Here is a 21,869-nt window from a genome sequence, read left to right as displayed (position 1 = left end):
GTGGACGCTTTTTTAGATGGGAGAAACCATGAGAAATATCATTATTTTTGTTGCTCTTCTGGGAGCAGCGGCAATATTTACAGTTTTGTATTGTCTCATTGCTGCCGGAAGTCAGGCAGAGAAAAAACTGACAGAAATCATGAGAAAAGAGGAAGAACAGAATGAAGACAAATAAAGATCTGATCATAGAACCAAATGCAGCTATTGAGGGAAGAAAGTACAGCGAAGAAAAGCCATGGTCCTGCAAGTACTGTTACTGGTGGGGAGGCAAAAAGAAAGGCTGTAGCTTGAAACAGTGCCACTATCTGCTTCCGGAAAAGAAAAAAGCAGTAAAAACAACACCATGTGGTGGCTGTCCGTATGGAAAACATGTTCCATGCATCGGATATTGTATTGCCCGTCTTCATTCTGAAATGAAAGGAAAGAAAGGACGTGGGTAATTGCAGGAAGAAGTAAATCAGAAAGTGATCAGCCTGAGCATCCAGGGAGTCAAGATCACTGCCAGTGTGCTAAAAGCAGCCCTTCGGAAGTTCCTGGAAATGGACAACCGGAGGAAACAGGAAACAACGCAGGTGAAAATGGCTGAAAAGACCGGACGGGCTCAGGAGAAAGGAAGGGAAAAAGCCCGAAAAAAGATTGAAAAGAAAAAGCCACATGGAAAGCAGACCATCAAGCAACTGAATGCACAGGGAGTACAGCTTTCCAACATAAAGATCACAGATGAAAATATCAAATCCTTTGACCGTGTGGCAAGAAAGTACGGGATTGATTACAGCCTGAAAAAAGAAGTCGGTGCTGATCCACCAAAATATCTGGTCTTCTTTAAGGCTAAAGATGTGGATGTGATGACAGCGGCTTTCCGGGAATATGCCGGAGTAGAACTGAAAAAGAAACAGGCGAAGAAACCATCCGTCAGAAAGAAACTGCAGAAATCTGTAGAAAGAAAAGCAAAGCACCGCCAGCGTGTGAAGCAGAGACAAAAATCCAGAGGTCAGGAACGATGATCCGGGAAAAATTACAGAAGATCCAGGTCAAACGACTGGTGATCTTAAATCTCCCATATTTCTTTATCTTCTATGTAGCAGATAAAGGATCCTGGCTGTACCGGCATTGCCTGGGAGAAAGCATGGTCCAGAGACTTGGCGTGATGTTAGTCAATTTCCGACTGGCATTTTTAAGCTGGCTGCCAAGTATCGCTTTGCAGGATCTTACAGTAGGTGTTCTGGTTGCAGGTGCATTAAAACTGGTGGTCTACTATCGTTCTAAAAATGCAAAGAAGTTCCGACAAGGTGTGGAGTATGGATCTGCAAGATGGGGAAACAGAAAAGACATCGAACCCTTTATGGATCCGGTCTTTGAAAACAATGTCATCCTCACAGAAACGGAACGTCTGACCATGAACAGCCGGCCAAAAGCCCCAAAGTATGCCAGAAATAAGAATGTGATCGTCATCGGTGGTTCCGGATCCGGAAAGACAAGATTCTATGTAAAACCCAATCTTATGCAGATGACGGATCACGTGTCCTATGTGGTCACTGATCCGAAGGGAACGATCATCGTTGAATGCGGGAAGATGCTGGTAAATGGAGGATACCGGATCAAGGTATTAAATACGATCAACTTTAAAAAGTCCATGCATTACAATCCGTTCCATTATATCCGGAGTGAAAAAGACATCTTAAAGCTGGTCAATACCATTATTTCAAATACCAAGGGTGAAGGCGAAAAATCAACGGAAGATTTCTGGGTCAAGGCCGAACGTCTTTTGTATTCTGCACTGATCGGATACATCTGGTATGAGGCACCAGAGGAAGAACAGAACTTTTCTACTCTGTTGGAATTTATCAATGCCAGTGAGACCAGGGAGGATGATGAAGAATTTAAAAATGCAGTGGATGAATTGTTTGAAGAACTGGAAGCAGAAAATCCGGAACACTTTGCAGTAAGGCAATATCGCAAGTACAAGCTTGCAGCCGGCAAAACTGCAAAATCGATTTTGATTTCCTGTGGTGCCAGACTTGCACCATTTGACATTCAGGAACTAAGAGAAATTATGTCGTATGACGAAATGGAACTGGATATGATCGGTGATCAGAGAACAGCCATGTTTGTCATCATCAGCGACACAGATGACACATTCAACTTTGTGGTAGCGATCATGTACACCCAGCTTTTTAACCTGCTTTGTGATAAGGCGGATGATGAGCATGGCGGCAGGCTTCCCTATCATGTACGACTGCTTCTTGATGAGTTCAGCAATATCGGACAGATCCCAAAATTCGACAAATTGATTGCTACGATCCGAAGCAGGGAAATTTCCGCTTCTATCATTCTGCAGTCACAATCTCAGCTGAAAACCATCTATAAGGATGCTGCTGAGACGATCACAGGTAACTGTGACACTGTTCTTTTCCTGGGGGGAAAGGAAAGTTCCACACTGAAAGAAATATCAGAAACCCTGGGAAAGGAAACCATTGATCTTTACAACACATCCGACACCAGAGGCAGCAACCGGTCCTATGGACTGAACTATCAAAAGACTGGAAAAGAACTGATGAGTAGAGATGAGCTGGCGGTCATGGATGGAGAAAAATGTATCTTACAGCTTCGAGGAGTCCGGCCGTTTTTAAGCAACAAGTATGACATCACAAAGCACAAACGGTACAAGGAACTTGCCGATTATGATAAGAAAAATGCTTTTGATGTTGAAAAATATCTGAATCATAATCTGACATTTTCAAAAGATACAGAGTTTGAGATGTTTCGGATTGATGTAACAGAGGATGAAATAAGACAAATTGAAATCATTAATTAAGAAAATTCCTATGTTACCAAAGTGGAAACATAGGAAAACCATGCTGGTTCTTTCTTTTTTAATGGTATCATTATATGATATGAATGAAAGAGAGGTAAGAAGTATGGCTTTAAATGATAACATTAAAAAAATCAGAGAAGAAAAAAAATATACACAACAACAACTTGCCGATAAACTGTACGTATCACGACAAACTGTATGCCGATGGGAGAACGGTTCAAGATGTCCAGATCTAATTACAGCAAAAAAGTTAGCAATGGAGCTTGGAGTCACTTTGGATGAACTTATATCTGATGAAGATATCACAGATATTCAATCAAAATATGGAATATGGAAGTTTGATAGGGTAAAAGAAAGGGAAAAAATTCAGATGATGCAAAAAAGGATCCTAGATTTTATAGAGATTATAGGAGGTATATTTTTAGCAATTTCTTTGTTGCTAAGAGTTCAATTTGATATGAAAGTACCAGCGTGGATTACGATAATATGTATTTTAATAGTGACAGTAGCATTTTTGTTTAATTTTGTGCTGGCAAAAAAATTGGATAGGAAGTAAAAAATTTCAAGTATTTGTAAAAAGAACAAAAAGCGATAGAGCATGTAGAAAAATCCATCTATATGCTCTATTTTTTTATGTTTTTTCAAGAAAGAAATCTAAAAGTAGGAAGAAAGGAGAAAAAAGTAAAGATAAAGATAAGATCGCCTTGCAAATAAAACAGGTAAAAAAAGGTCTGAATAAAAGGGAAAGGAGTAGAGCCAAACGCTTACAGACCATAAGAAAAAGCGTTTGTTCACACATTTGATTATGGCTTTTTTTAGCAGTGCAATCAATATTCTTCAGACACTGGTCGTTGCAATCGGTGCCGGCCTTGGTGTCTGGGGCGTAATCAACCTGATGGAAGGTTATGGAAACGACAACCCGGGTGCAAAATCCCAGGGAATTAAGCAGCTGATGAGCGGTGGTGGTGTTATCCTGATCGGAACACAGCTGATCCCGCTTCTGAGTGGATTATTTGGTTAAGAGAAAGGAGTAGAGATCCATGTTCAGTCAGATTTTTGATGCGATTGAGGAATGGATGAGGGAACTCTTAACCGGGATGATCACTTCCAACCTGGACACGATGTTTACTGATGTCAATCAAAAGACTGGTGAGATCGCTACCCAGGTTGGACAGACCCCGCAAGGGTGGAACGGCAGCATATTCAGTATGATCCAGAATCTATCAGATTCCGTGATTATGCCGATCGCAGGTATTATTATCACACTCGTACTCTGCTACGAATTGATTTCTATGCTGACCGAGCGTAACAACATGCATGATATTGATACCTGGATGTTTTTCAAGTACTTCGTAAAAATGTGGATCGCTGTGTATCTGGTGAGTAACACATTTACGATCACAATGGCGGTATTCGATGTGGGCCAGCACGTAGTTAATTCTGCGGCCGGTGTTATCACAGGAAGTACCGCCATTGATATTTCTTCGGCATTGACGGATCTTTCCACAACACTGGAAAGTATGGAAATCGGAGAACTTGTTGTATTGGCGCTGGAAACCCTTATCGTCGGCTTCTGTATGAAGATCTTGTCTGTACTGATCACAGTGATCATGTATGGACGTATGATAGAGATTTACCTATATACCTCAGTTGCGCCGATTCCATTCGCAACTATGAGTAACAGAGAATGGGGACAGATCGGCACAAATTATTTCAGAGGACTCTTTGCCCTGGCTTTCCAGGCATTTCTGATGATGGTATGCGTTGCAATCTATGCAGTGCTTGTTGCAGGTATCCAGTATTCAGATAATCTGAGTTCTTCATTATTTGGCGTTATGGCTTACACAGTGATCTTATGTTACAGCCTCTTTAAGACGGCATCCTTAAGTAAGTCGATATTTAACGCGCACTAAATTACAGGAAGGAGTGAAAATCATGGCATATGTCAGCGTACCGAAAGATTTAACAAAGGTAAAGAATAAAGTAGCATTTAACCTGACCAAAAGACAGTTGATCTGTATCGGGATAGGTGCTGCAATGGGAATTCCAAGCTATTTCCTCTTGCGTAATGTGATGGGAAACAGTAATGCAGCAACAGTCATGGTGCTTTTGATGTTACCGGCATTTTTATTTGCCATGTACGAAAAAGACGGGATGCATCTGGAAGATGTTCTGATGCATATGATCAGGGTGAAGTTTCTTCGTTCACCCATTAGAAAATATGAAACCGAAAACTATTATGAGACAGATCCGGAACAGATCAGACAGTCTCCGGATACAGGAAAACCGAAAGGAGGAAAAACGGTTGCGAAAAAAGAAAAATAAGAAAACTGTCGCAGATACCGGATACAAAAAAGTAGACAGAAAAGAGAAAAAGAAAAAAGAAAAGCAGGAGGAAAAACGCAGGCAGAAAAAACTGTCCGTCCAGCAGTCGATCGCTTATAAGGAAATGGGAAGAGATGGAATCTGCAGGGTACAGGGAAAAACTTATTCTAAGTGTATCCGCTTTTATGACATCAACTACCAGCTGGCTCAGAATGAAGATAAAAATGCAATCTTTGAAAACTGGTGTGACTTCCTCAATTACTTTGACAGCAGCATCCATTTTCAGCTGAGCTTTATCAACCATAAGAGCAGCATGAAGGAGTTTGAGCAGGTCATCCGGATCCGACCACAGGAGGATGCTTTTGATGATGTCCGTATGGAATACGCAAAGATGTTGAAACAGCAGCTGGCAAAAGGAAACAACGGTCTGGTGAAGTCAAAATATATCACCTTTTCCATCGAAGCGGATAATATCCGGGAAGCAAAGCCAAAGCTGGAACGTATTGAATCAGATATCCTGAACAACTTCAAGATCCTTGGAGTTCCGGCATATCCGCTGAATGGCGTGGAACGTCTGCAGATACTGTATGAAACTTTCAATCCGGATATCATGACAGACTTTCAGTTTGATTATGGTTCCATGATCCGTACCGGACTCAATACCAAGGATTATGTGGCACCGACCAGTTTTGTATTCCGAGACAGAAATACGTTCCAGATGGGAAATACTATCGGGGCTGTCTCTTATCTGCAGATCCTGGCACCGGAGCTTACGGATAAGATGCTGGCAGAATTTCTGGATATCGATAAGAACCTGATCGTCAACCTGCATGTCCAGTCTGTGGATCAGATGAAGGCAATCAAGCTGGTAAAAAGCAAAGTGACGGATATCAACCGTATGAAAATCGAAGAACAGAAAAAAGCAGTCCGGGCCGGATACGATATGGATATCATTCCATCGGATCTGAACACGTATGGCGGAGAAGCTAAGCGTCTGTTAGAAGATCTGCAGTCACGAAATGAGCGTATGTTCCTTGTAACAGCGCTCTTTTTAAATACTGCAAAGACAAAACAGGCACTGGATAATGCCATCTTCCAGACGGCCGGTATTGCACAGAAATATAACTGTGTGCTGAAACGTCTGGATTATCAGCAGGAAGAAGGATTGATGAGCAGTGTTCCGTTGGGAGTAAATCATATCCCAATCAAGCGGGCTCTTACGACTACCAGTACAGCAATCTTTGTTCCGTTTACGACACAGGAACTTTTTATGGCAGGAGAATCCTTATATTACGGATTAAATGCACTCAGCAACAACATGATTATGGTGGATCGTAAAAAGCTGAAAAACCCGAATGGATTGATCCTTGGTACACCTGGATCCGGTAAATCCTTTGCTGCAAAAAGAGAAATCACCAACGCTTTCTTTGTCACGAAGGATGACATTATCATCGGAGATCCGGAGGGTGAGTATTATCCACTGGTCCATGCACTTGGCGGACAGGTCGTACACATTTCACCGACCAGTAAGGATTATATCAATCCGATGGATATCAATATGGATTATTCCGATGATGACAATCCACTTGGTGTAAAATCCGATTTTGTCCTGTCCTTATGTGAGCTGATTATGGGAAGCAGGGATGGTATTGAAGCAGAGGAAAAATCAGTGATCGACCGCTGTCTTCCACTGGTGTATCAGAAGTACTTTGCAGATCCAAAACCGGAAAATATGCCGGTCCTTGGTGACCTGTATGACTGCCTCAGAAAGCAGAAAGAACCCCAGGCCCAGAGAATTGCAACAGCACTGGAAATCTATGTAAATGGATCACTGAAAGTATTCAACCATAGAACCAATGTGGAACTGAATAACCGTATTGTCTGCTTTGATATTAAGGAACTTGGAAAGCAGCTGAAGAAAATCGGAATGCTCATCGTCCAGGATCAGGTATGGAACAGAGTTACAATCAACCGTGGCATCAAATCTACCAGGTACTATATCGATGAATTCCACCTTCTGCTCAAAGAAGAACAGACAGCAGCTTATTCTGTAGAAATCTGGAAGCGATTCCGTAAATGGGGTGGTATTCCAAGTGGTATCACCCAGAATATCAAAGATCTTCTTGCCAGCAGGGAAATTGAAAATATCTTTGAGAACAGTGATTTTATCCTGATGCTGAACCAGGCTGCAGGTGACAGACAGATCCTTGCAAAACAGCTGAATATTTCCCCATATCAGTTGTCTTATGTGACGAATTCTGGGGAAGGAGAAGGACTTCTTTTCTATGGAACAACAATTATTCCATTTAAGGACAAGTTCGATAAGAACTTGAAGCTGTACAGTTTGATGACTACAAAACCGGAAGAAGTTGAAAAACGAGAGAAAGAAATGGAGGCGGAAAAGCATGAAGGAAATTGATAAGATTCGAATCAGGCAGTGGAACCAGGATAATCCTTACATTCAGATGAAAAATCTGGAAAATGCACAGGCTGGATACCGTGTTCATACAGTCAATGATGATCATCATCTGTATGAACTTCCGCTGGAAACACAGAACATTATCCTTGACTGGGTATTCTGGAACTTTTATCCGGCACAGAAGATCTATCCACATCTTACCAGTGATGATCTGAAAGAAGTTTTGTATAAACGTACCCAGATTCATCTGTACAATAATCAGTTTAAGGAAGCTATGCTGATCAATGGTTTCTGGCCAAGAGATCCGAGTGAATTGAACTGGGTATTTCATATCCAGGCGAGCTCTCCAGCAATCAGGACACAGGCAGATGGTTATCCTGGTATCCCGATTATAGGACGCCAGGAACTGAATGAGTACAGAAAGAAAAGTTGTGCCAGGAGGTGATGACCTATAGCTGGAAAAGAATTTAAAGGCAAAGATAAAAAGGTCGCAAAGATGACCAGGGATGGTCTGACAGAAGAAAATCTTCGTGATGGTAGTGTAAAAGATATCAGTCACAGGAGTCGAGGACGACCGGAAAATAAGGAAGAATTTGTTCCTGAACGGGAACGGAAAAAGGCTGAGAATGAAGATTCAAAATCGGGAAAAGGTAAACGACTGCAGATGGAAAAGATCCGGAAATCTTCTGTCAGGCAGGAAGCTGTTGAGGATACAGTTGAAGTCACACCGGAAGAAAAAGTATCCGGATATCGAAAGAAACTGCATCGTCATGAAAAAATCCCGGATGATGATAATAATCTGAACAGCCAAAAGAAATCCATTCGGAAGAAGCAGCTGCAAAAACAGATGACCAAAGAACAGGCAAAAGCCGGAAGATTATCTTTTGATGATGAAGGAAATCAAATGGTGAAAGGTGCTGGCATGAAACCGGGAGGGACAGCCGGGAAATACATTGCTACACAAGCTGTTATATCTGGCATGAAAGCAGTCACTTCCGAAGAGGAAGAAACAGATGAAAATGCAGGTGTGGAAAGTGCCAGACTTGCAGAGCGTGAAACAGAAGCTGCGTTACGTGGCCTACGTCATGCTCAGATCCGCAGCAAACGAACGGATGTGAAAACCCATCGCAGAGGTTATCGTGAGGCTACTGTAGAAAAGAAACTGAAATTTGGTTCTGCAGAAAGTATGGAAGGAGTCAAACATGCAGAATCGGTAAAGAACGCTGAGCAAAAGAGACATTTCTATAACCGCTTCTTTCAGAAAAAACGATATAAGGATGCATACCGGGCAGCCAGAGCCGGAAAATCCGCTGGCAGTCTAGGTGGAGCGACAACCATTACCGGTGTCGAGAACATGACGGTGAAAGCAAAGATTGCCTTGAAAGAGATTATAAAGCGTAATCGTGCCATGTTCGCAGGCATCGGTATTTTTGCGCTTCTTTTTCTTGTCATAGCAGTATCTCTGGGGAGCTGCAGTGCCTCTATTGAGGGTGCTGGATCTGTGATCGGTATTACAACGTATCCAAGTTCAGACGAGGATATCTATGCTGCCGAAAACAGATATGCCGCTTTGGAAAGTGCCTTGAATCAGCAGATCAATGAGATGGAACGAAGACATCCAAATTATGACGAGTATCAGTACAACATTGCTGAGATTGGTCATAATCCATACCATCTTATCTCGTATCTTACCGCAAAATACGGGGACTGGACGTACTCAGATGTTGAAAACGAGCTGCAATCTCTTTTTGAAGCACAATATCATCTGAATACAGAAGATCGAACAGAAACGGTGACAGAAACCAGAAATGTTCGAGTCGGAGAATCATTAGGACAGGTAGTGACCAGCGGATATTGTAACTGTCGAATCTGTTGTGGTGTATGGTCCGGAGGTCCAACTGCCAGTGGTGCATATCCAACTGCAAACCATACCATTGCTGTAGATGCTTCCAATCCATTTGTGCCGATTGGCACTAAGGTAGTAATGAATGGTGTGGAATACACAGTTGAGGATACCGGAGCCTTTGCACGATATGGTGTCCAGTTTGACGTTTACTATGATAACCATGCTGCAGCCTCTGCTCATGGACACCAGACCTGGGAAGCTTATATCGCAGATGACAATGGCAGTCAGGAAGTAACCGTTACCAGTACAAGTACCAAGAAGATTCTGTATGTGACACTGACAAATGGAGGCTTTGATGCTGTGGCAAGAGCCAATCTGAATGCAGAACAGCTGATTATTTACAATGCGTTAAATACGACCTATGGAAACAGAAATTATCTGTGGGATGTAAACAATGTGACCAGTGGATCAGGCGGTAATGGAATGAGCTATGAGATTCCACCGGAAGCACTGCAGGATGAAGAATTTGCCCGGATGATCCGAGAAGCGGAAAAATATCTGGGAGTACCTTATGTATGGGGTGGTTACTCTCCGTCCGGATTTGACTGCTCAGGATTCGTATCTTATGTCATTAACCACTGTGGTAATGGCTGGAACTATGGACGATTGACCGCAGATGGATTAAGAGGCGTATGTACTTATGTATCACCGCAAGAAGCAAAACCAGGAGATCTGATCTTCTTCCAGGGAACGTATAACACATCCGGTGCAAGCCATGTGGGTATCTATGTCAGTAACAATATGATGATCCATTGCGGGGATCCGATCCATTACTCAAATATCAGCACATCCTACTGGCAGCAACATTTCATGTGCTTTGGAAGACTGCCATAAAGGGGTGAACGAAGGGAGGTGAAAGTTTGAATAAAAAGATTAAAAAATATCTGGATGAGATTGCCAAGACAGAGAAAAAGATCGCGGATCTGCAGCAATATCTTAGGGGTGTCCAGGCTGCATTAAAGCAGGAAGAGGACAATGAGATGATCAGGTGCATCCGTGGTATGAAGATGGATAATGATCAGTTATATGATCTTTTGGATGGTATCCAGAGTGGAAAAGTTAAATTTCAGGTAAGCAGGGAGTCTGACGATGAAGGTTCAGGCTCCTTTGTATTCACAGAAGAAAATAAGGAGGAATATCAGAATGGTGAAATGGAAGAAAATGAATAAGAAAATGGCAGGACTGCTGTTGGGAGTCATGATGCTTTTTACAGCATCAACCACAGCATTTGCCTATGTGGATGAATCGGCAGAGGCATCCAAAGTAGAGACAACTCAGACGGAACAGTCAACAGACAAAGAAGAGAAAAAGGACGAGGCGACAAACACAAACGAGGTGCTGCCGGAAGATGGAACAGACAAGGGAACTGCATTTACGACACCTGGCAATGGTGAAGTCAAGGATGACATTACCGATGATTCCACAAAGGAATTTCTTACGGTTACAACGAAGAATAACAACACTTTCTATATCGTGATCGACCGTAGTGCCACATCACAGAATGTCTATATGTTATCCCAGATTGATGAGAATGATCTGTCCGAATTTCTGGATAAAGACAGCACTGCTACTGTCGTAACACCACAGCCAGATAAATCAAAGGTAGTGCTGGATGAAACAAATAATGAGGATGTAGACAAGGAAGCTACCATTGATCCGGAGAAAACAGCATCTGCAAAAACCAATATGGGTGCAATGGCAACAATCCTGATTTTGGCTCTCGGCGGTGTGGCAGCTTACTACTACTTCAAGATCTATAAACCTAAAAAAGAGGAAGATGAGGATGATCAGCCGGAAGGTTTGGAAACAGGTGGACTGGAAGAAGTTCCGGATGAGGAAGAGTCTGAAGACGAAGATTTTGAAGAAAATGAAAAATAAATAAACTTTTTTAGTGGAGGGGGCTGTAAAACATGCTCTCTCCGTTTCGTTATATGAAGGAGGTAATACATCATGTATTTAGTAATTGCAGAAAAACCAAGTGTATCAAGAGCAATCGCAGAAGTGATTGGAGCACAGGAACGAGAAGACGGATATTTACAAGGAACCGACTGTATGGTCAGCTGGTGCTTCGGACATCTGGCCGAATATGTTTCACCGGATGCTTACGATGAGAAATTTAACCAGTGGAGATATGAAGATCTCCCGATCATCCCGAAAGACTGGAAAGTTACAGTCTCAGAAGATAAGAAAGATCAGTTCTATATCTTAAAAAGACTGCTCAACAGTCCGGAAATTGAATACGTCGTAAATGCCTGTGATGCCGGACGTGAAGGAGAATTAATCTTCAAACATGTCTATGACTTATCCGGAAGTAAAAAGCCGGTGAAACGATTATGGATCAGTTCTCTGGAAGATTCAGCAATCCTTGATGGAATGCAGCATCTGAGATCCGCAGAGGAATACCGACATCTGGCCGAAGCTGCTGTATGCCGTTCTCAGGCTGACTGGCTGGTAGGAATGAATGCAACCAGAGCTTACACCACAAAGTACTTCAAAAAGCTGACCGTTGGAAGGGTTCAGACACCGACACTTGCCATGTTGGTGGAACGTGCCGGACAGATCAGCAATTTCCAGAAAGAAAAGTATTTCAATGTGGAACTCGATTGTGATGGAATTCCGGCTGTAAAGCCAAAAATCTTTGATCCGGATGAGGCGGAACAGTTAAGAAGTAGATGCCAGGGAAGTGAAGCTATTGTCACAGCAGTAAAAGAAACGGAAAAGAAAGTAAAAGCACCAAAGCTTTATGATCTGACCACACTGCAGAGAGAAGCAAACCGTATCTACGGAATGACAGCCAAACAGACACTGGATACCGCTCAGAGCCTGTATGAAAAGAAACTGATCACTTATCCAAGAACGGACAGCCAGTATCTGACCGAAGATATGGAGCAGACAGCAAGAAATGTGGTTCGTCAGATTTATGAGAAATATCAACTGACAGGTCCGTTTGATCAGCCGGAGCAGCCAGATGTGAAGAAAGTCATGAATAACAGCAAGGTGACAGATCACCATGCAATCATTCCAACGATGGAACTTGCATCCTGCCATCTGGATGAATTGAAATCCTGGGAAGAAAAGATTCTTTTCCTGATTGCAGTCCATACGGTCATGGCAATGAGTAAGGATCACATTTACCAGGAAACAGAGATTGAAGTGGAATGCCAGGGAGAAATCTTCAAAGCAAAAGGAAGAACTGTGTTGCAGGATGGATGGAAACTCTTTGAAAACTGCTTCAAGAATAAGGATCGCATGGCAATCGTAGATCCGGATCAGGAAATGAAAGAGAGGATGCCGAAAGTAACCCAGGGACAGACTTTCTATGCTGTAGCTGCAGAAAAGACAGAACATTTTACATCGCCACCAAAACCATACAGTGAAGATACTCTCCTTGCAGCAATGGAAACTGCTGGAAATAAGGAATTCGATGAAGACACAGAAAAGAAAGGATTAGGAACTCCGGCAACAAGAGCCGGTATCATCGAAAAACTGATCTATTCCCAGTATGCCACCCGAAAAGGGAAACAGATCCTTCCAACAGATGATGGAAAAGTCCTTGTGGAGATCCTGCCAGACTTTCTGAAATCTGCAAGTATGACTGCAGAATGGGAAAATCAGCTGCTCTTGATGGAGCATGGAGAGATTGCACCGGAACAGTTTATGACCGGGATCAAAAACATGCTGACCATGATGCTGAATGGATGCGATGCGATTTCCGAAGAAGAAACAAGAAGATTTCAGACCAGAGAAAGCATTGGAACATGTCCGGTATGTGGAAGCCTGGTATATGAAAGCAAAACCAACTTCTATTGTAGCAACCACGATTGTCACTTTGCTCTCTGGAAAGATAACCGCTATCTGCAGAGCATGGAAAAAACCATGGATAAAAAGATGGCTGCAGAACTTCTGAAAAGTGGATGTGTGCATGTAAAAGACCTGTATTCCAGAAAGAAGAATATGTACTTTGAGGCAGATCTTCATATGGATGCAGATGAAACCGGAAGGGTGAATTTTTCTTTATCCTTTCCCAAAAAGAAACCAAAAAACAAAAGCAAAAAGAAATAAGAAAACAGATTAGAGGAGGAAACGAAGAATGAATTTTAATGAATTTGTAAATGAAGTAAAGGACAATATCAGACTCTTTTTACCGAAGGATTATGAGAATGCCGAGGTGTCAACGATGGAGTGTCAGAAACTGAACCGTGCCTATACGGGATTGATGGTGAGAAAAGAAGGGGAGATGCTTACTCCAACAATTAATCTTAACCAACTGTATGAAGCATATAAAGCACAGCCTGGCGTAACAATGGAAACTGTATGTAGAAAGATTGCAGATATAGTCATTGAGGCACCGATACAGGTTGATCTGAAATCCATTTTAAATTATGAAGATGTGAAGGACAAGCTGTTTATCCGTGTATCATCAGCCGAAGCAAATAAGGAAGTCCTCGAAAATGCGCCACACCATCTGAAGGAAGATCTCGCAATCACCTATCATGTGGCAGTAGGCAAGGATCAGGATGGATTAAGTTCCATGTTTATCAAGAATGATCTGCTTGAACAGTATGGAATCTCTGCAGAACAGCTTCATGAAGATGCGATGAAAAGTTCACCGCGTGTCATGGCTCCGGAGGTATCAAGTATAGGTGCATTGATAGATGAAATGTACCAGAAAAATATTCTCATGCTGACACCGGATGAACGTGAAATGCTGCAGGAAACATTGCAGGAATCAAGCGAGATGCCGACATTCTTTGTTGTTACGAATACAGACAGAATTGATGGAGCCGGTGTGATCTTTTATCCGGAATTCATGGATAGCATGGGGGAACTTCTTGGAAATGATTTCTTCATTTTGCCATCATCCATCCATGAAATGCTGGTCTTGCCAGATGACGGGCAAGTGGATGCAGAAATGTTAAGAGATATGGTAAAAGAAGTCAATGCGACTCAGGTAGCACCAGCAGAACGCCTTACCAATGATGTATATCACTTTGACACAAAGGATCACGTCTTTGAAAAAGCCGACAGATTTACAGAACGTCAGAAAGAAAAAGAAGCGCAGGCTGCAAAAACAGAGAAAGCAGGAAAAGAACAGCCGGATCAGAAACCGAAAACAAAGAAGCACGATATGGAACTCTAATATCAAGCATGAAACCCGTTAAATGAGCAAACGCCCTGCGGCATAAGGAAATGTCGTGGGGCATTTTGAAAAGGAGAAGATTATGACGAAAGAGAACATTAAAACAAATACAAGCTTAAGATACAGCCAGTATCGAAAAAGATTATCACACACATTTTCGTTTAAAAAATTGAAGAAGCAAATTGAGACGTTACATGATCAGGAATTTATTATAAATGTGCCGATTGGAGGTGTTGCTGATGGCAGATAAATTAGAACAGGTAGCAATTCGTATGGTGGAACAGCCACCACTTTATAGTAATGAACCTATGAATAATCCAGATGTAGCAATTCGTGTTATGAATGAATTTCTTTCCCAGATGGATCGGGAACTCTTTTGTATTGTTAATTTACAGGCAGATTTAACACCGATCAATATGAATATCGTATCTGTAGGATCGCTGAATGAAGCATTAATTAATCCAAGAGAAATATTTAAGAGTGCAATTCTTTCGAATGCTCATTCAATGATGCTCATTCATAATCATCCGTCCGGAAATCTGACACCATCTACATCGGATATCCAGACTACAGCAAGAATGCAGGAATTAGGGGAATTGATGGGGATTTCATTGGTTGATCACATCATTACAGGACGGAATGGGAATTACTATTCCTTTCGAGATAAAGGAGAATTTCCAGATAGCAGGGTTCGTTTTTCTACTCGTGTTGAAGATATTGATCTGACTAAAGGAATGGTGACTGAAGCCACCGCACCCTATGAAGAAGTAACAGATACAAAAGAAAAGGGTGACGTAAGAGATATTCCAACAGTGCAGACAGCAACAATTCCATTACCGGTTCAGGGAAAAGATATGGACAGCATTATGCAGTCACTGGAATCCGGTGTGGAAGAACTTTTTACAAGTAACCGCTATCAGGAATTTCTTAAAACCATGGCAAAGTTTCACAATTATTCCTTTAATAATACAATGCTGATCGCCATGCAGCGACCGGATGCCACACTTGTTACCAGCTACAAAAACTGGCAGTCCATGGGTAGACAGGTCATGAAAGGCGAAAAAGGAATTACAATCATTGCACCGGCACCATATAAGAAAATGAAGGAAAAAGAGGTTCTGGATGAAAATCAGCGACCGATCATGGGAACCGATGGAAAACCTAAGACTGAACAGGTGGAAGTTACAGTTCCGCATTTTAAAGCAGTTACCGTCTTTGATATTGCTCAGACATCCGGGGAACCAATCCAGACACTGGCACCGGAATTACTGACTGCAGCTGTACAGGATTTTGATTCTTTCATGCAGGCTATTCAGAAAATATCCCCAGTGCCGATACGATTCGATGAGATCGATGGCAATGCCAATGGATATTATCACAATGCAGATAAGGAAATCGTGATCAAAAAAGGACTCAGTGAAAGCCAGACCTTAAAGACTGCTATTCATGAAACTGTCCATGCTAAACTGCATGACAAGGAAATCATGGAAAGCCTGGGTGTAGAAAAAGACCGTCTGACAAAAGAGGTTGAAGCAGAATCTGTTGCTTACTGTGTGTGTTCTTCCTTTGGTTTGGATACATCGGATTACAGTTTTCCTTATATTGCAGGGTGGAGCAGCAGCCGGGAAATGAAGGAAATGAAAGCATCTATGGATGTGATCCGCAAGACAGCCGGTGAAATGATCGATCAGCTTACAGAAGAACTGGAAATCATTCTTGAAGAAAAACAGAAAACAGAATTACATGAAAAATACGGCATTCTGGTAGATGCACTGGAAGCAGCCGGATACCGCTATGATTATCGGGAAAGCGAACCGGGACATATTGTACTGGCACCGGATGGGACACATGAAATTGCCGGGTATTTGCAGTTTGAATCATGGGGAGATATCAAAGACTGGCTGGAAGATACGATTGCAGAAGGGACGGATGTTTCGGAGAGAATTGATCGGGCTATGTACCCATTTAAGTATGATTATACCCTAGAGGAAGAAATGTTCAGAGGTAATGGTGACCTCTATGCGATTTATCATGTGGATGAAGACACACCGGGAAAACAACATTTATTTATGAATATGGCAATGGTCAAAGAAGATGGAATTACAATCGATGCAGAAAATTATAAATGTGTCTATTCTGGCAGATTACATGAAAATGAAAAGCTGGATGATTTGTACGCTATGTTCAACGATAATCCACCGGCAGATTATAAAGCACATTCTATGTCGGTCAGTGATGTTATCATTACAAACCGTGGTGGGGATATGCAGGCATATTACGTGGATCGATTTGGATTTGCAGAACTTCCAGACTTTGCAGCACAAAGAGAAAAAATACTCGATATTGTCCCGGAAATAGAAAATGTGGATTATGAAAATGATCTTACATGTATCAGCTTTTATGCGGCTGAATGTGCTGAATTTCCTGTAATGGGTGAAGTACATTATGACCTGACATTACCAGAAGCCTTGGAAGCTTATGAGAAAATCCCATCAGAACGTATGCATGGACTGAAATGTGTTGGCTTTGATCTGAAAGACGGAAGTGATTATGAAGGAATGCAGAGTCTGATGATTGAAGGAAAAATACAGAAAGAATTTTTGAATTCGATTCCTGGATTTAGAGAAAATTCTTATGTGCAAAATGTAATCAGTCGTGTGGAAAAATACTTGGAAGAAAGACATCCAAATGTGGAAAATCCTCTGGAATCCAATAAGAAAGTGGATAACGAAAAAAATATAAGCGAAGAAAAAAACGAGAAGGAGCTGAATATACAGATGAAACCAATACCGAAAAAGAAAAGGGGGGAAATGAGCCTATGAGAAATGTAAACCTGGAAGAAAACGAACTGACTATTACTGCTATCTTCCAGCAGCACACAAAGGAAGAAACAATCCAAACACTGAAAGAAGCTTTGGAAGTTTTGGAACAGGAAGAAAGTGATCCTGAGAATGATGAAATAATTGAGATCATCAATTCTACAGTTGGAAAATTACAGCAGATCGAAGACAAATACTACTATTCTCTGGATCTGAATTATTATCTGAATAACTTGGAGGACGATGCCTATGAAGCTTAATCAATTTGCAGTCTACCGAGTAGATCAGCAGACAGCAGGAAAAGCACTGTGGCATCTGCCATATCAAGAGGCAAGACAGCAGAATGTGTCGATTACTGTCGAAAATTACCGATTAATCTCGATTCATGAAATGCAGGAAAATGAAAAAGTCGCTGACATCTGGAAACGGACGAAAAATCAATGCGAAGTCAGTGACGTGCTCGTATTGAACAAGAATGGAGAAATCAGCTGCTACTATGTAGATGAGAACTATCCACAGTATCTGGCCGGATTTATTCGTATCAACACATCCGGTGCACTGATCACTATGGAAACTGAGAATTATCAGATTGATGGGAAAAAGGGGAACTGGATTGCAACAGACACCGTCATTATAGATGGAAAACAGTTTTATTTGATGGAACATCAGGTATACCGAGATCAGGCCCAGGGTGTTATCCTGGATGCTTATGGAAAAATGGTTGTCGAAGAATGTAAGAAATTCGATGAAAAGACAAAACAAAAGATTCATGATTACATCCAACAGCAGGTACCGCTAAATCCGGTCGAACAGCTAAAACAAGATGGTAAAATCCGTCTGGAACATTACCAGAAATTCTACCAGAACGGCACTTATGAACGAAGCAGAGAATCTGGTACAGAAGCTAACTATGATATGGTGGACGGTCTGGTGAATAATCAGAAGAAGAACCTGGAAAAAATTTCTGATGCACGCAATAACAAACAGACGTCCCGAAATCAACAAAATAATAAACCTAAGAAACGAAGGTCCGTAATCAAACGACTGCATCAGAAACAGATTGCCATTGCTCGCCGGTCCGGAAAGCCGATACCAAAGTACCTGGATCAGGAAATGGAAAGAAAGCGGGGATAGAATATGCGAAGGTTAAAGTGTGAAAAAGAAACGATTATTCTGACTAATGAAGATGATGGATTCTATGATGTGTATACCTTCAATCAGAACTTGCAGAAACGGTTGAGGTCTTTTGCGGAGAAGTATCCGGATGATTGCTGGTTGAAAGGATCTTCGGAGGATGGTAGTGAAACGTATATGATTAAAAAAGGGCGGTTATCATTGAATTTAAGACCACCCTATTCCAAGGATAGAATTCATAAAGCAACCGAACGAATTATTGAAGAACAGAAAGAGCAATCGAAGGATTCATAGAATGCGATTTAAGAGAAAAAGGCCTCATGACCATGAGAAAAAATGAAAGCAAAATACGTTAGCTGATAAAGTGTATAGGCTCAAAAGGGAAAGTGCCCTTTTGGGCCTTTTTAATTTAAAATAGTTCTAAAGAACAAGTTGACAATCTGTAGATTCTGTATGTTTTAAAGATCAATCGTTATACTAATTTTAGACCGAATTATCGTTCTAAAGGAGGTGTCACAATGGATTTAAAGGCGGTTGGTCAGAGAATAAAAGCTGCAAGGGAAGCTAAGAATCTTACACAAGAAGAATTGGCAGCATTGGTAAACTTGAGTCCAACTCATGTAAGTGTTATAGAGAGAGGACTGAAAGTAACAAAACTTGATACTTTTATTGCGATTGCAAATGCATTAGATGTTTCAGCAGATACACTATTGATTGATGTTGTGACACATTCGGTTAGCGGCGTTACGAATGAATTATCTGAAATGATAGAGAAACTACCTAAAGAAAAGCAACAGAGAATTATCAATGCAGTGAGAGCATTGGTGGAATAAATACGTGAATAAGAAGATGGAAGGGCTTATTGCTCTTCTTTTTTATTTGGTTTAACGTGAAAATATGATATAGTAGTTCTAAAGACTTATATATAATTCTAAGGAACTTGATAAAATGAAGAAAAAAAATATAACACTTGTATTTGTTGCTATCGTTTTTTCGATTATTGTTGGAATGATAATTGGGAAAAGCTTATTAAAGCATAAAGAAGGTGAGCCAGATGTAGTTGGCAGTTTTTCTATGAATAGAGATGAGAATCTTACAGTAGTTGCTAACAGAAAAAATATTTCTGATAAAGAAGCATTTACAAGACTGCTTTTAAAAATGTACAAAGAGAATTCATTTCATTCAATAAAATTTTCTACAGATCATGGATATGCAACCAGCCTTGATATGACCGTATATTCTTGGAAAGAAGATATCGAAAATGGAAAATCCATTATGCAGATAGAATTTAGACCGATTGAATATGGAAAAGATTATGATATTGTTCATAATCCGGATAAATATGTGCTTTTTATCGATGGAACAGAAATAAAATGAAATATATAGATATGCAGATAAAGCGCAGAAAAAGAGGATTGCTCAACACAGGAGGATATTTTCAATTACCCTCAAAATGATAAAAGCGAGGCAGCGGAAAATCCGTTGCCTCATATCAGTATTATGACAATTAATCTAGTTCCGCCCCTAACTCATACCTCCAATACTCCGCCGCCTCATATTCCCTAGGTTCTGAGAGTACCGGTACAGTAAAGAGTTCAACCGGAACACCGAGTGTTGATGCAAAGATTTTCATAAGATCCTCTTTTGGTGTTCGGACATCGCTTTCATACTGAGCAATCCGGACATCAGCACAGCTGTCGGGAAATCCAACAGCCATGCCAAGTTCTTTCTGGGTGAGATGATTTTTCTGTCTTAAGTGTTTTAATTTTCTTCCAAATGTAATCATAGTATTATTCTCCTGTGCTTCCAAAAGCCCCAGTTCCTCGTTCTTCACCGAGATCCAGGACAAAGTCTGCAATCACAACCGGTGTGATCACCAGCTGACCGACGCGTGTGTCTTTATGAATGATCTGAGAAGATGTGCTCACGTTGCTGATAATGGCATGGATCTCACCACGGTAACCGGAGTCAATCGGTGGAAGTTCGCATACCAGTCCTTTTGCAGCCATGCTGCTTCGTGGAAAGACATATCCGGCAAATCCATCCGGGATGATGAGACCAAATCCAAGCGGAATTCTCGCAACTTCGCCTGGCTTTAATACGCAATCATAAGGCATGAATACATCCGCACCGGCATCATTTTCATGTGGCCGGAAGGGATGATGATCTGCTTTCAGACCAAAGTCAATCAGTTTAATCTTTATGGCTGCTCACCTCCTTCCTGATGAGCAATGGATAATCTGCTTTTAAGATATCTGACGGTATCCAAAGCTTTGAAATAGGATTCTGGCAGGACATCTGTTTTTCCATGCAGCTTCCTCTCTGACAGAATGGACCGGTAAGATCCGGTGCAAAAAGGATTGGGCTTAATTTGTACAATCTTTGCCAGATCTGTAGCATCACAATCCTTGTTTCATCCGTATTTCTTCGGCAGGTTCTTTGGCCAATCATATGCTTCCACTGGTAAGGTGTCGCGCTGATGATCAGTACGTTTCGAAGTCCCTGAGGTGTGGCGTATCCGGCTGAATCATGATCAATGCCTAAGGCACAAAGCTCTGCATAATGATCCAGATCTGACTGACAGCTTTTCTTGTAAATATCCTGGATTTCTTTATCTGCTTTCATGATTCCATATGGAATAGCAAATGCAGCATGACCGGAATAATTGCTGTACTGCAGAGATGCACTCATGTACTTTACTTCGTTCTGATGTCTTGTGATCTGTGCCAGGAAGCGTCTGCTTGCACCAACAACAGCTACGGTAATGACCATGAATTTCTGCACGGTTGGATGCGGAAGCCCTGCAATGTTTTCTACAGTCTTCTGACTGTAGGATTGACGGTAAAGATCCATCAGATCTGCCATGTTCTGGATCGTATGACCGTGTTGTGTGAGTCTGGCAGCAAAGACCATATTCTGTTCTGCTTCCCGGATCCCATAGCAGTTTAAGATAGCTGTTTCAATGTGATCCATAGGCCTGTTCCTCCTTTACCAGAGCTTTTAAAAGGATCAGATAATTGATGCAGTCTGTGATTTTTTCATCCCACTGTTCCATGTCAAAATGTAACAGAGTGGAATAACACATATCGTAAAGGGATACGACATGTTTCGACATCATACCGGCTAGTGCTGCTTTGGAATCACAGTTCTGTAAAGCGGCAGCAATCTTGAATGCACTAAGGCGGTCAATATTGTCACCGGTATATTCTTTCTTTTTATGTGCCAGAATATCAGCACATTTTCTCATCTGAAGTTCAAATACAACATTAAATTCTTCTTGTGTCATGTGATAGTTCCTCCTTTGTTTTGTG

General features: G+C 41.5%; 26 protein-coding genes. 22 read left to right on the top strand and 4 right to left on the bottom strand.

From position 1 onward, the window contains the following. Positions 1-28 precede the first annotated feature (28 nt). From AB5618_RS16900 to AB5618_RS16795, 22 genes are all read left to right on the top strand, one after another. On the top strand, positions 29-175 hold the full coding sequence (locus tag AB5618_RS16900; protein WP_162290843.1) for a hypothetical protein: 147 nt from the start codon (positions 29-31) through the stop codon (positions 173-175). Continuing rightward, complete coding sequence (locus AB5618_RS16895; RefSeq protein WP_055183036.1) at positions 162-440, top strand: hypothetical protein; 279 nt, start codon at positions 162-164, stop codon at positions 438-440. The genes AB5618_RS16900 and AB5618_RS16895 overlap by 14 nt, the downstream gene beginning before the upstream one ends. Further along, positions 441-1,004 carry a PcfB family protein gene (locus tag AB5618_RS16890; RefSeq protein WP_118447861.1) on the top strand — a complete coding sequence of 188 codons (564 nt, stop codon included), beginning with the start codon at positions 441-443 and terminating at the stop codon, positions 1,002-1,004. Then, complete coding sequence (locus AB5618_RS16885) at positions 1,001-2,815, top strand: VirD4-like conjugal transfer protein, CD1115 family (protein WP_368366925.1); 1,815 nt, start codon at positions 1,001-1,003, stop codon at positions 2,813-2,815. Before AB5618_RS16890 ends, AB5618_RS16885 begins: the two co-directional genes overlap by 4 nt. After that, the gene (locus tag AB5618_RS16880; RefSeq protein ID WP_226837804.1) at positions 2,799-3,371 is read left to right on the top strand and encodes a helix-turn-helix transcriptional regulator; all 573 of its coding nucleotides are present in this window, start codon (positions 2,799-2,801) and stop codon (positions 3,369-3,371) included. The genes AB5618_RS16885 and AB5618_RS16880 overlap by 17 nt, the downstream gene beginning before the upstream one ends. A 249-nt stretch (positions 3,372-3,620) precedes the next feature. Then, entirely contained in the window at positions 3,621-3,836 is a 216-nt protein-coding gene (locus AB5618_RS16875; RefSeq protein ID WP_005334815.1) for a Maff2 family mobile element protein, read from the top strand. Positions 3,837-3,855: 19 nt separating this feature from the next. Further along, a complete protein-coding gene (locus AB5618_RS16870) occupies positions 3,856-4,728 on the top strand; it encodes a VirB6/TrbL-like conjugal transfer protein, CD1112 family (RefSeq protein ID WP_055195005.1) in 873 nt (290 codons plus the stop codon). A gap of 22 nt (positions 4,729-4,750) precedes the next feature. After that, a complete protein-coding gene (locus AB5618_RS16865; RefSeq protein ID WP_173721528.1) occupies positions 4,751-5,140 on the top strand; it encodes a PrgI family protein in 390 nt (129 codons plus the stop codon). Then, positions 5,055-7,559 carry a VirB4-like conjugal transfer ATPase, CD1110 family gene (locus tag AB5618_RS16860; protein ID WP_243277353.1) on the top strand — a complete coding sequence of 835 codons (2,505 nt, stop codon included), beginning with the start codon at positions 5,055-5,057 and terminating at the stop codon, positions 7,557-7,559. The genes AB5618_RS16865 and AB5618_RS16860 overlap by 86 nt, the downstream gene beginning before the upstream one ends. Next, complete coding sequence (locus AB5618_RS16855; RefSeq protein ID WP_173721530.1) at positions 7,546-8,004, top strand: hypothetical protein; 459 nt, start codon at positions 7,546-7,548, stop codon at positions 8,002-8,004. Before AB5618_RS16860 ends, AB5618_RS16855 begins: the two co-directional genes overlap by 14 nt. A gap of 51 nt (positions 8,005-8,055) precedes the next feature. Continuing rightward, positions 8,056-10,299 (top strand): CD1108 family mobile element protein, encoded by a 2,244-nt coding sequence (locus tag AB5618_RS16850; protein ID WP_368366924.1) that lies wholly within the window; start codon positions 8,056-8,058, stop codon positions 10,297-10,299. 26 nt (positions 10,300-10,325) lie between these two features. After that, positions 10,326-10,634: a DUF4315 family protein gene (locus AB5618_RS16845; protein WP_005334805.1), complete on the top strand. Its 309-nt coding sequence runs from the start codon at positions 10,326-10,328 to the stop codon at positions 10,632-10,634. Next, on the top strand, positions 10,609-11,343 hold the full coding sequence (locus AB5618_RS16840) for a CD1107 family mobile element protein (RefSeq protein ID WP_005334804.1): 735 nt from the start codon (positions 10,609-10,611) through the stop codon (positions 11,341-11,343). Before AB5618_RS16845 ends, AB5618_RS16840 begins: the two co-directional genes overlap by 26 nt. A 72-nt stretch (positions 11,344-11,415) precedes the next feature. After that, positions 11,416-13,527, top strand: a complete 2,112-nt coding sequence (locus AB5618_RS16835) for a DNA topoisomerase 3 (protein WP_226822776.1) — start codon at positions 11,416-11,418, stop codon at positions 13,525-13,527. Between the two features lie 28 nt (positions 13,528-13,555). Continuing rightward, positions 13,556-14,605: a DUF5688 family protein gene (locus tag AB5618_RS16830; protein WP_005334802.1), complete on the top strand. Its 1,050-nt coding sequence runs from the start codon at positions 13,556-13,558 to the stop codon at positions 14,603-14,605. Positions 14,606-14,687: 82 nt separating this feature from the next. Next, on the top strand, positions 14,688-14,855 hold the full coding sequence (locus tag AB5618_RS16825; RefSeq protein ID WP_005423587.1) for a hypothetical protein: 168 nt from the start codon (positions 14,688-14,690) through the stop codon (positions 14,853-14,855). Continuing rightward, positions 14,845-17,427, top strand: a complete 2,583-nt coding sequence (locus AB5618_RS16820; RefSeq protein WP_368366923.1) for a JAB domain-containing protein — start codon at positions 14,845-14,847, stop codon at positions 17,425-17,427. The genes AB5618_RS16825 and AB5618_RS16820 overlap by 11 nt, the downstream gene beginning before the upstream one ends. Beyond that, complete coding sequence (locus AB5618_RS16815) at positions 17,424-17,684, top strand: transposon-transfer assisting family protein (RefSeq protein WP_003864553.1); 261 nt, start codon at positions 17,424-17,426, stop codon at positions 17,682-17,684. Before AB5618_RS16820 ends, AB5618_RS16815 begins: the two co-directional genes overlap by 4 nt. After that, positions 17,674-18,558: a YodL domain-containing protein gene (locus tag AB5618_RS16810; protein ID WP_005334798.1), complete on the top strand. Its 885-nt coding sequence runs from the start codon at positions 17,674-17,676 to the stop codon at positions 18,556-18,558. The genes AB5618_RS16815 and AB5618_RS16810 overlap by 11 nt, the downstream gene beginning before the upstream one ends. A gap of 3 nt (positions 18,559-18,561) precedes the next feature. Next, positions 18,562-18,852 carry a molecular chaperone gene (locus tag AB5618_RS16805; RefSeq protein WP_118001299.1) on the top strand — a complete coding sequence of 97 codons (291 nt, stop codon included), beginning with the start codon at positions 18,562-18,564 and terminating at the stop codon, positions 18,850-18,852. A gap of 224 nt (positions 18,853-19,076) precedes the next feature. Beyond that, positions 19,077-19,391, top strand: a complete 315-nt coding sequence (locus tag AB5618_RS16800; protein WP_003864550.1) for a helix-turn-helix domain-containing protein — start codon at positions 19,077-19,079, stop codon at positions 19,389-19,391. Positions 19,392-19,506: 115 nt separating this feature from the next. Next, on the top strand, positions 19,507-19,935 hold the full coding sequence (locus tag AB5618_RS16795; RefSeq protein ID WP_003864549.1) for a hypothetical protein: 429 nt from the start codon (positions 19,507-19,509) through the stop codon (positions 19,933-19,935). A 130-nt stretch (positions 19,936-20,065) separates the two neighbouring features. Here AB5618_RS16795 and AB5618_RS16790 read toward each other — a convergent pair whose 3' ends face one another. Genes AB5618_RS16790 through AB5618_RS16775 form a run of 4 tightly spaced genes read right to left on the bottom strand, consistent with a single transcriptional unit; the run spans position 20,066 to position 21,844 of the window. Then, positions 20,066-20,344, bottom strand: a complete 279-nt coding sequence (locus tag AB5618_RS16790) for a helix-turn-helix domain-containing protein (protein WP_118001297.1) — start codon at positions 20,342-20,344, stop codon at positions 20,066-20,068. A gap of 4 nt (positions 20,345-20,348) precedes the next feature. After that, the gene (locus tag AB5618_RS16785) at positions 20,349-20,762 is read right to left on the bottom strand and encodes a dUTP diphosphatase (RefSeq protein ID WP_118001296.1); all 414 of its coding nucleotides are present in this window, start codon (positions 20,760-20,762) and stop codon (positions 20,349-20,351) included. Beyond that, complete coding sequence (locus tag AB5618_RS16780) at positions 20,752-21,531, bottom strand: FAD-dependent thymidylate synthase (RefSeq protein ID WP_118700680.1); 780 nt, start codon at positions 21,529-21,531, stop codon at positions 20,752-20,754. The genes AB5618_RS16785 and AB5618_RS16780 overlap by 11 nt, the downstream gene beginning before the upstream one ends. Continuing rightward, positions 21,518-21,844: a hypothetical protein gene (locus tag AB5618_RS16775; protein WP_118930657.1), complete on the bottom strand. Its 327-nt coding sequence runs from the start codon at positions 21,842-21,844 to the stop codon at positions 21,518-21,520. Before AB5618_RS16775 ends, AB5618_RS16780 begins: the two co-directional genes overlap by 14 nt. Between the last annotated feature and the right edge of the window lie 25 nt (positions 21,845-21,869).

Origin of the sequence: Ruminococcus sp. J1101004sp1_RTP21198st1_B9_RTP21198_201120 (assembly GCF_040924245.1) — a bacterium.
Taxonomy (GTDB): Bacteria; Bacillota; Clostridia; order Lachnospirales; family Lachnospiraceae; genus Blautia_A; species Blautia_A faecis.
The sequence above is the reverse complement of the archived record's forward strand: the minus strand, read 5'-3'. Positions and strand labels throughout refer to the sequence as shown.